Below are 12,839 nucleotides of genomic sequence, written 5' to 3'. Positions count from 1 at the left end.
GTTCCGTGCGGAGGATCCACCGATGTCCGATCCGATGAACCCCGAACCCGAGGCGTCCCGCCCGAAGGCCGCCGAGCCCGAGGGTTCCCGTCCGAAGGCCGCCGACCTCACGGCACCCGGCCTCGCCGCATCGCACCCGAGGGCGTCCGGCACACCGGTGTCCGCTCCGATGACCGTGCTGGTGACCGGCGCCAGCGGTTTCGTGGGCGCCGAGGTGACCGCCCGGCTCACCGCCGCGGGCCACACCGTCCTGGCCGTGCTGCACCGCAACGCCGACCTCGTCCGCAACAACGGCAGAAAGCTCACCCCGGGCCCGGGCACGCTCATCCGGACGACCGGCGACATCACCCGCCCCGGCCTGGGGCTGAGCGGCGCCGACCGGCGGCTCGCCGCCACCGCCGACCGGATCGTGCACTGCGCCGCCGTCACCGACTTCGGACTGCCGCCGGGCCGCTACGAGCGCGTCAACGTCGAGGGCACCCGGCACGTCCTGGGCGTCGCTCTGGCGGCCCGCACCCCGCTGGTCCACGTCGGCACCGCCTACGTGTGCGGCGAACGCGACGGCATCGCGTACGAGGACGAACTCGACCTCGGTCAACGCCCCGGCAACGACTACGAGAAGAGCAAGCTGGCCGCCGAGACCCTGGTCCGCAAGGCGGCCGCGGACGGACTGCCCGTCACCGTGGTCCGCCCGAGCATCGTCACGGGCGCCAGTCGCACCGGCCGGGTCCGCGACCTCAAGACCATCTACCCCGTGCTCAGGGTGCTGACCAGGGGCCTGGTGCGCACGGTCCCCGGCCACCTGGACGCCGTCCTCGACCTGGTCCCGGTCGACCGGGTCGCCGATCTGGTGACCGAGGCCGCCACCCGCTTCCAGGACGCCGAGGGCCGCACGCTGCACGCGGTCGGCCATGAACTGACCCTGCGGGACATGTCCGACGTCCTCGCCGAGTACCCGTCCCTCCACGTGCCGCGCTTCGTCCCCCCGTCCGCGTTCTCCGCCACGGCCCTGCCCGGCCGCGAACGGCCCTACTACGACCGGGTCGTCTCCCTGTACGCCCCCTACTTCCGGCGCCGCGTCCGCTTCGACGCCACCCACGCCGAAGCCTTCGGCCACCGCCCGCCCCCGACAGGCGCGCACGCGTACCTGCGCCGCCTCCTCGACCACTGCCTCGCGACCGGCTATCTCGGTCCGCCCCCGCCCAGGGAGCCGGCCGCAGTCCCGACCCGACGGGAGCACCCACCGATGACCACCGCCCAGCGCACACGAACCTCGTACGGCATACCCGTACCGCCGCTGCTGACGTGCCACCCCGACAAGCAGCGGCTGTACGGCGCCGACACCTACTACCAGGAGAGCCACGGTCAACTCGCCGCTCACACCGCTGACATCACCGGATTCGCGCACCGGCACGCGCTGCTGCTCCTCAAGCCCGACGCCGTCGTGGCCCGGCGGCTGGAGACTGCCGTGGACTGGCTGGCCGGACAGGGCTTCAGGATCGTCGGCGCGGCCGTGACCCGGCTGACCCGCACCATGATCCGCTCTCTCTGGTACTTCCAGTGGAACCTCGCCACCCCCTACCGCAGGAGGCTGGCCGCTCTCTTCCTGGAGGACGCCGACGCCCTCGTGCTCCTCGTCCGCCCCGTCCACGACCTGGACGTGCCCGCCTCCGTCGAACTCACCCGGCTCAAGGGCCCCACGGACCCGGACGCCCGCAGGCCCGGCCAGCTCCGTCATCTCCTCGGCCGCTACAGCTACTTGCTGAACCTGGTGCACACCCCCGACGAACCCGCCGACGTGCTCCGCGAGTTGGCCGTCCACTTCGACGAGTCCGAGCGCGACCGCCTGTTCCGCTCCGCTCTCGCCGACGAGGACCGCACGGCGCACGCACGGGAGTTGGCCGGTCTGCTGTACGCCGCCGCCGAGCCCCGCGACCTCGACTTCGGCCCCGCCGTCGCCCGGCTGCGCGAGGCAGTGGCCCGGGATCGAGGCGCCGATCCCACGGACGACCCGCGCACGCTGCTGGAGAGCGCCTGGCGCCTGGGCATCGACCTCGATCGCTGGGACACCGTCATCGTCGGCTCGAAGGTGCTTCCCATGCGGGAGCCCGGCCGGGCTCCCGTTCTGGACGGAGCCGACGCCGACACCTGGCGCCGCCACCTGGAAACCGTCCGCGCCACCGCCAAGTGAGGAGCGGCCCATGCAGTTCACCCGGACACTCCCCAAGGAACTGGTGCACCGCTCGGCGGTCGCGGAGGTCTTCCTGACCGATGCCGAGAGCCGGGGCGAGGACGAGATGCTGCTGGCCGCGCGCTTCCCGAGCCGTCACGCCTTCTACGACGACACCCTCGGCCCCGGCGACCGCCTCGACCCCTTCCTGCTCCTCGAAGCCTGCCGTCAGGGCATCTTCGTGGTGGCCCACCGTCACCTCGGTGTACGGCCGGGCCACAAGTTCCTCCTCCGGGAAGTCGAGTTCGAGGTGCCGGACCCCGGCGCCCTCACCCGGGGCGACCGGCCCACCGAGGCCGTCCTCGCCACCCGGATCGAGAGGCGGTTCCGGACCAGGGCCACGGTGCGGGGCCTGCGGCTCCGCTTCGCTCTCACCATCGGGGGCCGCCGGGCCCTGCTGGCCCGCATCGACTATTCCTGGATGCCGCCGGGGGACTGGAAGAGGCTGCGGGCCGGACAGCGCCGAGCGCTCGGTCTGCCCGCCGTGCCCGTCGCACTGCGCGGACCTCACGCCGAGCCCGCGCTCGTCGGCCGCCGCACCCCGGCCAACACGGTCATCTCACCGCCGCGCACCGAGTCCGACGGCACCCACACGGCACATCTGATCGCCGAGACCGATCACCCCACCCTCTACGACCACTGGGTGGACCACGTGCCCGGCATGCTGGAGCTGGAGGCGTTCCGTCAACTCGCCCTGCGCGCCTGTGTGTCCGCCGGGACCGTCCGCACACCCAGCCCGCTGCCGGTCGCCCTGACCGCGCGGTTCCGCCGGTTCGCCGAGATGGATCTGCCGCTGGAGTGCCGGACCGCTCCGGCCCTGCCGGGCGCGGACGTCGAGTGCACCCTGCGCCAGCCCGGCGCCCTGGCCGCCGAGGCCCGTATCAGACTCGCGGACGCGGACACCGGACCCGCGCGTGGCTTCGCCGCGCCGACCGCCCACAGGGCCGCATGAGTTCGGCCGCGGCGAACCGGGACGGAGGCGACCCGAAGGCCTCCGGAGCGACAACCGCCGTCGCCCCGCACGTCCTTGCCCGACTGGGCCGGTTCGTGCTGCGCAGGTTCCGGCCGCAGATCTACGTCACGTACGGACTGCTGTGGGTTCTCGCCCTGGAGGGCACGGCAGTTGCCGGGACCGGCACGGCCTGGCGTCCCTCCGGCGGGACCGCGATCCGGGTCGTCAGCGTCGTACTGGCCCTGCTGTTCCTGCGGATGCTGGACGAACAGAAGGACCTGGCCCACGACCGTGTCCACCACCCGGACCGGCCCCTCGTCACCGGAGCGGTCACCGCGGCCGAACTGCGCGTCGCGATGGCGGTGATCACCCTGGTGGTGACCGGTCTGAACGCGGCCCGTTCTGCGGCCGCCGCACTTCTGATCCTCGCGGCCCTCGGATACGGGCTGCTCCTCGCCCTGCTGGAACGACTGTCCCCCGCGTTGGGCGACCGTCCGCTGCTCGGCCTGGCGGTCACCTACCCGGTCCAACTGCTCCTCGGCGTCTACGTCTACGGGTCGCTCGTCGCCGCCGGGGCCGTCACCGCCGACTGGCGCGGTGCCGTGCTGCTGGTCCTGTGCGCCTGCGTCTTCCTGCACTTCGAGTTCGCCCGGAAGACCGCCTGGGAGGCGCCGGCCGGAGCCCGGCTGTACTCGACCGGACTCGGTGCGAGGCGGGCCGCGGCGGTGACGGCCGGCTTCGCGGCCGGTGCCGTCGTCTGCGAGGTCGTGCTCTTCGCTCCGCACGGTCCGCCGGCGCTGCTGCCCTGCCTGGCGGCCGTCCTGCCCGCCCACGGTACCCGGCGGTTCCTGGCCGCCGGGCGTGGCGGGTGGCCGATGCCCGCGGCGATCGCCTTCGTCGTGACCACCCATCTGGTGCTGGCCGTCCGGGCGGTGCTGTTGCCGTGACCAGCGAACTCTCCCTGACCTGCGACGAGTTGCTGACCACCACGCGGTCCGTGCGCTACGGACTCGACCTGGACCGGGCGGTGGAACCGGCCCTGGTCGAGGACTGTCTGCGCATCGCCCTGCAGGCGCCGAACGGCAACAACCGGCAGAACTGGCACTGGATCGTGCTCACCGACCCGCGTGTCCGGGCGAAGGTCGCCGAGGTGTACCGGACCGCGTTCTACGAGCGCAACGCGGCCGGTCTCGACCGGTTGGCGCGACTGCCCGAGGCCCCGCGTTCGGTCCTCACCGGCGCCCGGGCGCTGGCCGACCGGCTGCACCGGGTGCCGGTCCTCGTCATCCCGTGTCTCGAAGTGCCCGGCGGACGGCTGCCCCCGGGCAACCAGGCAGGTCTGTGGGGCTCGCTGCTGCCGGCCGCGTGGAGCTTCGCGCTGGCCGCCCGCAGCCGCGGCCTGGTCACCGCCTGGACGACGGTCCACCTGGACCGGGAACAGGAGGTCGCCGACCTCTTGGGCCTGCCGCCGACGGTCCGCCAGGGCGCCCTGCTGCCCACGGCCCACCCCCTGCGCACCGCCTTCCGCCCGGGCCCGAGGCGCCCCCTGGACCAGGTCCTGCACCACAACGCCTGGCGGTCCGTCCGCCCGGGCTGACCCTCGCGGTCCGGCACGCCCCGCCGGTCACGCGCGAATCCGGTTGCCCCGGCCACGGCGGCCGGCGAGCATCGACAGGTGACCGAATCGAGGGAACTTCTCGCCGCACAAGACGTGACCGTCGCACGGGTCGTGCGGACCTGCGGGGGCTTTCCGTCGCAGTGGGACGCCTGGACGACCGGGGGTCAGTACGTACCTGTATCTGCGGTACCGCCACGGCGAAGGGAGCGTCGAGGAGCATCCGGACGCGGACACGGACAGCTGGGACGGTCCGGAGTCGAGACTCCGGACGCGCTGGGACGACGGGACCGACGGGGGCCGGATCGGGCTCGCGGACTTCCTGGCCGCGGCCGGACTGCGCCTGGCGGCGGACGCCGAGGTCCACGACAGGTGACCGGCCGGACCGCGCGCCCGCGCACCGGGTCCGCCGCGTAGGTCAGCCGATCGTCGGGCTGGGCGTCGGGCTGTTGGTGTTCACCTTGAGGTCGGGGCGCGGGGTGAGGATGACGATCGGGGCGCCGGGCTGCGGCGGGGGCGGCGTGAGCTGGTCCTTGGGGAGGGTGGGCGGGGCCGTCTGCTGGGCGAGGACCTGCGGGAAGTCGATGGTGCCGGTCTTCTCCATCATGGTGATGTGGTCGAGGACCGTGTCGTTGGCGAGGTTCGCGAGCTCCCGTACGAGGGAGTTGTTGGTGGTGGCGCGCACCTTGGCGATCACCGAGAAGATCGAACCGTGCGTGACGCGCAGGATGTTGGCGGTGACCTTGTCGAACTCCTTGCCGCTCAGGGCCGAGGAGGTCGCCACGAACTGCTGCTGCTGCGGAGACGCCTGGTTGGGCAGTGTGATGTTGAGCTGGATGGCCACCTTGCGGTCCAGCTCGTCGAGGCGGGCGTGACCCACGATCAGATGCTTGCCGGCCTCCCGCATCGCCGCGGTGGAACCCTTCTTCAGCGCGATCTCGCCCAAGGGGTACTCCCACAGTCCGGCCGCGCGCACCTTGACGACGAAGTCACGGTCGGCCTCGGTGAGCGGGCCCCACTGGGTGTCGGCGATGACGCGGGTCTGCGCGCTGGACGTCGTCTGGTACCCGAGCATGGTCGGGTAGGCCAGGGCGGTGAGAGTCAGGGCCACCGCGCCGCCCACGAAGACCGTTCCTGCCACGTTGCGTGAGACCGGCATGATGCTCCTGACGTATCGATCAGATTTCACAGGGGGTACGGACGCCGCGGCCCCTTTGATCATTCTGCTGGGTAAAATCTGGCCTCTTCTCTGTGCAGTGCGTCACAGGCGGTGCGCAGGTCGAGTGGCTCACGCCCCCGAGGGATCGGTCTTCGCGACGCATACGAAATCGTCTCCATCAATCGATTGATCGATGAGTCGCGACGGCATATCCTCCCCGCCATGCCCGACTCGCCACCCGCCTCACCGGCCCCCGCCCCACCGCCCTCCGACGCCAGCCGCGAACGCATCATCGCGGCCGCCACCACCCTCTTCGCCGACCACGGCTACGACGGCACGAGCACCCGGCGGATCGCCGCCGAGGCAGGGCTGAACATGGCCACCGTCGCCTACCACGTCGGCGGGAAGCCCGACCTCTACCGCGAGGTCATGCTCCGCGCCCACCTCGCCGAGCAGCGCGTGCTCACGGACGCGCTGGCCGCGTTCCGGGAGCTCGCGCCCACCGACCCGGCCGCGGCCGTCACCGGTCTCGTCGACCACTACCTCGACTTCTGTCTCGACCAGCCGCACATCCCGGCCCTGTGGATGCGCCGCTGGCTGTCGGACGCCGCCGAGTTCGCCGACCTGGAGGCCGCCTACGCGCGGCCGCTCATCGAGTCGGTCACCGACACCGTGCGCGAGGCCGTCCCCTCCGTGAAGTCCGCCGAGCCCGCCGACGTCGAGATGACCGTCTGGACGGTGCTCTGGAGCACCCACGGCTTCTGCCGCTCGGGCATCCGCGCCCAGGTCCCGCGCTTCCGCGCCCACCTGCGCTCCCTCGTCCTGCGTGACCTCGGGCTCGGGGCCCCGCAGCCGCGCGACCAGGAGCGCGGATGACGACCGCCCTCGTCCCCCCGGACACCGTCGGCGAGATCACCCGGCGACGCCTGTTCGTCTACGGACTCGGCTCGGTCGGCACCGGCGTCTTCTCCACCGTCCCCGGCCTGCTGCTCCTCTACTTCATGACCGACGCCCTCGGCGTCCCCGCCGGCATCGCCGGACTCGTCGTCGCCCTGCCCAAGGCCTGGGACGCCGTGTTCAACCCGGTGGTCGGGGCCGCGAGCGACCGTGAGGCCGTCCGCACCGGCCGGCGGACCCGGCTGCTCGTCGCCGGCGGGCTCGCGCTGCCCGCCTCGTTCGCGGCCATGTTCCTGTCCCCGATGACCGGCACGGGCGCGGCGGTCTGGGTGACGGTCACCTTCGTCCTGGCGGCCAGCGCCTTCTCACTGTTCCAGGTGCCCTACGTCGCCCTGCCCGCCGAGATGTCCTCCGTACCGTCCGTCCGCACCCGGATCATGGTCTGGCGGATCGTCTTCCTGACCCTGGGTATCCTCGTCGCAGGCGGAGCCGCACCACTCGTGGTCGACGCCGCGGGCGGAGGCCGCACGGGGTACGGAACGATGGGCCTGACCGTGGGCCTCGTCATCGCGGCGGTCCTGCTGGTGCCCGCGTTCGGTACCCGCTGGGTGCGCTCACGGCCCGGACCCGAACCCCTCGGCCTGGTCGCCGCCTTCCGTACCGCACGCGGCAACCGCGCCTTCTTCGCGCTGCTGCTCTCCTTCGTGCTCCAGGCCGCCGCCGTCGCGATCATGCTCGCCGCCGCGCCGTACGTCGCCACCTACCGCCTCGGCGGGTACGGACTGACCTCGATGCTCTTCGTCTGCCTGGTCGCACCCAGCGCCGTCGCGGTCCCGCTCTGGGCCAGGGCCGCCGGACGCTGGGGACGGCTGCGCTGCCTCACCGTCGCCACCTGCGGATACGCCCTCGGCGCGGCGGCCCTGCTCCCGGCCGCCGGCAGCGGCAGCGGAACCGTCGCGGTCGCCGCGACCCTCGCGCTCTGCGGGCTGCTCGGCATCTGCTACGCCGCCCTGCAGGTCCTGCCGCTCGCCCTGCTGCCCGACACGGTGCACGCCGACACGGCCAGGACCGGACAGGTCCAGTCGGGCGCGTTCACCGGACTGTGGACGGCGGGGGAGACCGTCGGCCTCGCGGCCGGACCGGGCGCCTACTCGATCGCCCTGGCCGCCACCGGCTTCGTCTCCTCGACCCTGGACCACCCGGTCGCCCAGACCGCCACCGCCCGAACCGGCATCCTCCTCGGCTTCAGCCTCGTACCCGCCCTGCTCATGCTGCTCTCCCTGCCCGCCCTGCGCGCCTACGGCCGCCGCCGCGCCGTGCGAGAAACGGAAACCCCCTCATGACGACTCCCCAGCAGACCGCCACCGGTGCCCCGGCCGCCCACCCGGGCCTGCCCGAGACGGGCCGCTCCGGCGCCGACCTCCTCGCCGAACTCGCCGTCCTCACCGCCGCCGACCTGCCCACCCGGGGCGGCAGCACCACCGCCTACGTCTACGACAGCGGCCGTCCCGAAGTGCGCGAGGCCGCCGAACAGGCCTACCTGACGATGATGGAGGTCAACGGCCTGGACCCGACCGCCTTCCCCAGCATCGTCACGCTGGAGCGCCAGGTCGTCGGCGCGACCGCCGCCCGCCTCGGCGGCGACGACACCACCCCGGGCATCTTCACCAGCGGCGGCACCGAGTCGATCATCCTTGCCGTGAAGGCCGCCCGGGACGCCCGCCCGGACGTCCTCGCCCCGGAGATCGTCGTCCCCGTCACCGCCCACGCGGCCTTCCACAAGGCGGGCAGATATCTCCGGGTCACCGTGCGCAGCGCGCCGGTCGACCCCGAGACCTACCGCGCCGACCCGGCCGCGATCGCCGAACTCTGCAACGAGAACACGGTCCTGGTCGTCGCCTCCGCCCCGTCCTACGCGCACGGCGTCATCGACCCCGTCGCCGAGATAGCCGCCGACGCAGCCGCCCGCGGCATCCCCTGCCACGTCGACGCGTGCGTCGGGGGCTGGCTGCTGCCCTGGCTCGCCGAGGCCGGCGCGCCCGTGCCGCCCTTCGACCTCTCCGTCCCCGGGGTCACCTCCCTCTCCTGCGACCTGCACAAGTTCGGCTACGCCCCCAAGGGCGCCTCCGTCCTGCTGTTCCGGGACGAGGCGCTGCGCCTCGACGCCTACTACGCCTGCGCCACCTGGCCCGGCTACAGCGTCGTCAACTCCACGATCCAGAGCAGCAAGGGAGCCGGACCGCTCGCCGGGGCCTGGGCCACGCTCCAGGCCCTCGGCGCCGACGGCTACCGCGAACTGGGCCGCGCCGCCCTGTCCGCGACCCGCCGGCTGATCAGTGGTGTGGAGGAGATCGACGGTCTCACCGTCCTCGGCACCCCGGAGGCCACCCTCGTCGCGATCGGCACCGACCCCGCGGCCGGGACCCCGCTCGACCTCTTCGCCCTCGCCGACGAGACCCGCGCCCGGGGCTTCTTCCTCCAGCCGCAGCTCAGCCTCGACGGCCTGCCGGCCAACCTGCACCTGACGCTCACCGGGGTCAGCGAGCGGGGGGTCGAGGACCTGCTCGCCGTCCTGCGCGAGTGCGTCGACGCCGTCCGTCCGCTCGGGCCCCCGACGCCGCCCGCGGACATCGTCGACCTGCTCGGGCAGGTCGATCTGACCGAACTCGACAACGCGTCCTTCGCGGCACTGCTGCCGGCCGCGGGCGTCGACCTGAGCGGCGAGAACGCGGCCCGGATGGCCCCGGTCAACCGTCTGCTCGACGCCCTCCCGGCGACGACCCGCGAGGTGATCGTCACCCGCTTCCTGTCCGCGCTCTACAGCCCGTACCTGGGCGGGTGACCGCCGGGCCGCCATGACCGGGCCGCGCCGGCCGGGACGGGTGCCGCGTTCATCGCGCGACGCGCTGTTTCCGGCCGCCGCGGCGCAGCCGCATGCCGGCGTAGACGAGGTCGGCGACGAGGACCACGACGCCGATGATCAGCAGGTAGAACAGCCCGTGGGCGGCGACTCCGACGAGGCCCAGCACGATGGCCACGAGGATCAGGAACAGGAACAAGCTCATCGGTTCTCCCGGCGGCTCTCGGGACGGATCAGCGGCGGGCGAGACGGCGCTCGCCCTGGAGGCCCGGCGTGTACTTGAGCTCGTAGTGTGCGAAGACCTCCGGCTCGTCCGTCGCGGGCAGCACGCCGTCCGTGTCGATGGAGGGGGCGCTCTTCACCAGACTCCGGTCGTGGGCGACCCTCAGGTAGCCGGGGCCGACGGTCGCGCGGTCCAGGGGTACGAACACCAGACGACGGCGCGTGGGCAGGCCCACGGTCACGGTGGCGAAGGAGGGATCGTCGGTGGCCGTGTCGACGTAGACGGACTCCAGGGTGCCGATCTTGTGGCCGTCGGGGTCCACCACGTCGTGACCACGCCATTCTCGGATGTCGCCTGCCTCGAACATCATGCTCCTCCGGTGCGGGGGTTCTCTGCGGGAGTACCCCCGATCGCGGGTCTGATGCCCGGTGGGCCGGATACCCGGCGGCTTGGTGGCCCCGGACGTTCTCCCTGCGGACGCCTTGCGCCGTTGATCAAGAAAGCAATAGTTTCCCTTGCTGTGACCATGACACGCAGAGCGATCATCAAGGGAATGGCCGCCGCCCCGTTCGTCGGAGCCGCGGGCAGCGTTCTCTCCGCCTCTCCGGCACAGGCGGCCACCATCGACGCCGGTCAGTTCTCCCTCACCGCCCGGACCTCCAACGGCTACGGCGAGTTCGCCGATCTGACCGCGGGACTGGCGACGAAGCTGCCCGCCGTGGACGCGACCGCCGTCATCGCCGACGTCAACCGCAGCGCCACCCATCTCACCGGCGCCCCCAGCACGTCCGAGGCGTTCCAGACGGGCTTCGCCTGGGACTCCGACGACCAGGAGGTCGACTACTGGATTCCGCAGGGCGTCACCACCAGCGCGGACGCGTACGGCGACGGCACCTATCCCGACGCCGGAACCGACCGCGTCGTCCTCGCCTCCTGGTACTTCGAGGACAACCCCGACGGTGACACCAACCCCGACGGAACCCCGAAGCCCAAGTACGCGCTCGACAAGGGCCTGCGGCTCACGTTCGTGAACTACAACAACGAGTCCGCGCCGAAGTACCGGCACGTCCTGCTGGTCGAGCCCGTCAAGACCGCCGCGGGCGAGTTCTCGTTCAACCCGATCCGCAAGCACGCGGGCGGCATCATGTGGTACGGCAACCTGCTCTATGTGGTGGACACCTACAAGGGGTTGCGGGTGTTCGATCTGAACACGCTCTTCAAGGTGCCGCTGACCGAGAAGGACGTGTGCGGTCTGCACACCGACGGGCAGTACTACGGGTACGGGTATCAGTACGTCCTGCCGCAGAGCCGTGCCTACGACAACGCGGGCAAGTACTTGCGCTACACGGCCATCGGGCTCGACCGCGCCAGCACCCCCGACAGCCTCGTCGTGAGCGAGTACTCGCTGTCCGGCACGGTCAGTTACACGGACGGCACCTTCAACGGCACCGGTGTCTCCACCACTACGCCCAAGGTGGTCCGCTGGGACCTGGACTACACCGACCGGCAGCTCGCCTCGCTCACCGCGACGGAGGCCGTCACCGTCGGCCAGCAGAAGATCCAGGGCGTGGTGTCCCGCCAGACCAAGCACTACCTCTCCGCCAGCAACGGCCCCTCCAGCAAGGGGACACTGCGCACCTTCACCTCCGGAGGCTCGACGGCGAGCGCGGTGTGCGACCTCGTCATCGGGTGCGAGGACCTCAGCTACCACAGCAGCGGGGCGTCCAAGTGGTCGTTCAGCGAGTCCGTGATCTGGAACGTGGGCGAGTACGTCAACAAGCGTTACGTGTACGCGGTGCACGCCGACGGTTCGTAACCGCCGGAGCCGGAGCCGGAGCCGGAGCCGGAGCCGGAGCCGGAACCGGAACCGGAGCAGACTTCGTCGAAGTGCCCCTCCTCCAGGCGGAGAAGCTCCGCGAGGCCGAGCCGGGGTGGTTTCCAGGCCCGGGCGGCGGCATGGGCGAGGAAACGCTCGTCCAGTGCCAGGTGGTAGGTCTCCACGTAGTGGGCCAGGCCGGAGTACCAGAACCACGTTCCGTCGCTCTGCACCGAGACGTCGCCGATCGTGGTTCCGTCGCCGAGCAGCACGTCACAGTCCATCGACCCGGACTCGGTCAGAACGGAGGCACCGCGCAGGTAGGCGACCAACTCCGCTTCATGCGGCCGTGGTTCAGGAGCGGTGAACTCATGGATGCTCAGCGCGTCCTCGTACTCGGCGGAGACCTCGCGAAACGTGCCGAGCAACCGCCGCCCGTACCGCCGGGCGGTCCGCCCGCGACGGTGCGGCGGGACGCCCGGCAGCGTCGGGGACGGAAACGGCTCGTCCGTGGGCGAGTTGGGCCCGGTGACCGTACTCACGCCGAACGCGGCCGACGGGGTGTCGAGGGGGAGGGCTGCCGCGACCGGGGCGAGAAGAGCGGCCGGTGGCTCCAGACCACCCTGCAACGCGTCCACGTAGGCCGCGGCGTCGCCGATGCCGAACGCCGGGACGTGCCGGCGCAGCAGGCGCAGGGCGTGAAGCCGGCCTCGCGTGCCGGCGACGGCCCGCAACTCGTCGTGCAGCTCGTCGACCGGCCCGGGTATGTGCTGACCCTTCACGCGCGTGCGGTAGTCGTGCTCCCACGCTCCGGTGACCGCGTCCACCACCGCGATCCGGTGCAGACTGCCGTCCTCCTTGTCCACCAGGTAGGGCCCGGTGCCGACCAGGGCGTGCCGTGAGTCCCCCGTACGCAGGAATTCCTCGGACTGCCAGGCGACGATCCACCCCAGCTCGTGCTCCGTCACCCCCGAGACGGCCGCCCGCACGGCCCTCCCGTGCACCGCCAGCTCTCGCCGCTCGTCACGACCCAGCTGAGCCCCGACCAACCGAACAGCGAACCCACGAGAGATCATCCCCCGAGCAT

At 72.1% G+C, this 12,839-nt stretch carries 12 protein-coding genes; 8 read left to right on the top strand and 4 right to left on the bottom strand.

Annotated features, from left to right (window positions below):
* Positions 1-22: 22 nt before the first annotated feature.
* The 4 genes from ACFYYF_RS14275 to ACFYYF_RS14260 are packed head-to-tail and all read left to right on the top strand — an operon-like array spanning position 23 to position 4,779.
* Positions 23-2,191: an SDR family oxidoreductase gene (locus tag ACFYYF_RS14275; RefSeq protein ID WP_388775192.1), complete on the top strand. Its 2,169-nt coding sequence runs from the start codon at positions 23-25 to the stop codon at positions 2,189-2,191.
* A 10-nt stretch (positions 2,192-2,201) separates the two neighbouring features.
* Positions 2,202-3,182, top strand: a complete 981-nt coding sequence (locus tag ACFYYF_RS14270) for a ScbA/BarX family gamma-butyrolactone biosynthesis protein (protein WP_388775189.1) — start codon at positions 2,202-2,204, stop codon at positions 3,180-3,182.
* Positions 3,179-4,129, top strand: coding sequence for a hypothetical protein (locus ACFYYF_RS14265; RefSeq protein ID WP_388775185.1), 951 nt, complete (start codon positions 3,179-3,181; stop codon positions 4,127-4,129). The genes ACFYYF_RS14270 and ACFYYF_RS14265 overlap by 4 nt, the downstream gene beginning before the upstream one ends.
* Complete coding sequence (locus tag ACFYYF_RS14260) at positions 4,126-4,779, top strand: nitroreductase family protein (protein WP_388775183.1); 654 nt, start codon at positions 4,126-4,128, stop codon at positions 4,777-4,779. The genes ACFYYF_RS14265 and ACFYYF_RS14260 overlap by 4 nt, the downstream gene beginning before the upstream one ends.
* A gap of 436 nt (positions 4,780-5,215) precedes the next feature.
* Here the strand turns inward: ACFYYF_RS14260 and ACFYYF_RS14255 are convergent, their stop codons facing one another.
* The gene (locus ACFYYF_RS14255; RefSeq protein ID WP_388775181.1) at positions 5,216-5,956 is read right to left on the bottom strand and encodes a DUF4142 domain-containing protein; all 741 of its coding nucleotides are present in this window, start codon (positions 5,954-5,956) and stop codon (positions 5,216-5,218) included.
* A 222-nt stretch (positions 5,957-6,178) separates the two neighbouring features.
* Here ACFYYF_RS14255 and ACFYYF_RS14250 point away from each other — a divergent pair, with 222 nt between their 5' ends.
* From ACFYYF_RS14250 to ACFYYF_RS14240, 3 genes are read left to right on the top strand one after another with little or no spacing between them, the layout of a single operon-like run.
* Positions 6,179-6,832, top strand: a complete 654-nt coding sequence (locus tag ACFYYF_RS14250) for a TetR/AcrR family transcriptional regulator (protein WP_388775179.1) — start codon at positions 6,179-6,181, stop codon at positions 6,830-6,832.
* Positions 6,829-8,196 (top strand): MFS transporter, encoded by a 1,368-nt coding sequence (locus tag ACFYYF_RS14245; RefSeq protein WP_388775177.1) that lies wholly within the window; start codon positions 6,829-6,831, stop codon positions 8,194-8,196. The genes ACFYYF_RS14250 and ACFYYF_RS14245 overlap by 4 nt, the downstream gene beginning before the upstream one ends.
* Positions 8,193-9,695: a pyridoxal phosphate-dependent decarboxylase family protein gene (locus ACFYYF_RS14240; protein WP_388775174.1), complete on the top strand. Its 1,503-nt coding sequence runs from the start codon at positions 8,193-8,195 to the stop codon at positions 9,693-9,695. The genes ACFYYF_RS14245 and ACFYYF_RS14240 overlap by 4 nt, the downstream gene beginning before the upstream one ends.
* Before the next feature lie 49 nt (positions 9,696-9,744).
* On the opposite strand, the gene ACFYYF_RS14235 is transcribed toward ACFYYF_RS14240, so the two are convergent.
* Both ACFYYF_RS14235 and ACFYYF_RS14230 read right to left on the bottom strand, forming a co-directional pair.
* On the bottom strand, positions 9,745-9,918 hold the full coding sequence (locus ACFYYF_RS14235) for a hypothetical protein (RefSeq protein ID WP_365481604.1): 174 nt from the start codon (positions 9,916-9,918) through the stop codon (positions 9,745-9,747).
* Between the two features lie 28 nt (positions 9,919-9,946).
* Positions 9,947-10,303, bottom strand: coding sequence for a PRC-barrel domain-containing protein (locus ACFYYF_RS14230; RefSeq protein ID WP_361680529.1), 357 nt, complete (start codon positions 10,301-10,303; stop codon positions 9,947-9,949).
* A 159-nt stretch (positions 10,304-10,462) separates the two neighbouring features.
* On the opposite strand from ACFYYF_RS14230, the gene ACFYYF_RS14225 reads away from it, so the two are divergent.
* Positions 10,463-11,752 carry a hypothetical protein gene (locus ACFYYF_RS14225; protein WP_388775171.1) on the top strand — a complete coding sequence of 430 codons (1,290 nt, stop codon included), beginning with the start codon at positions 10,463-10,465 and terminating at the stop codon, positions 11,750-11,752.
* Here ACFYYF_RS14225 and ACFYYF_RS14220 read toward each other — a convergent pair.
* Positions 11,719-12,801 (bottom strand): YrhB domain-containing protein, encoded by a 1,083-nt coding sequence (locus ACFYYF_RS14220; protein WP_388775169.1) that lies wholly within the window; start codon positions 12,799-12,801, stop codon positions 11,719-11,721. The two genes, ACFYYF_RS14225 and ACFYYF_RS14220, sit on opposite strands and share 34 nt — an antisense overlap.
* Positions 12,802-12,839 lie beyond the last annotated feature (38 nt).

The sequence above is a fragment of the Streptomyces sp. NPDC001914 genome, assembly GCF_042891215.1.
In the GTDB taxonomy this organism is placed as follows: Bacteria; Actinomycetota; Actinomycetes; order Streptomycetales; family Streptomycetaceae; genus Streptomyces.
The sequence above is the reverse complement of the archived record's forward strand: the minus strand, read 5'-3'. Positions and strand labels throughout refer to the sequence as shown.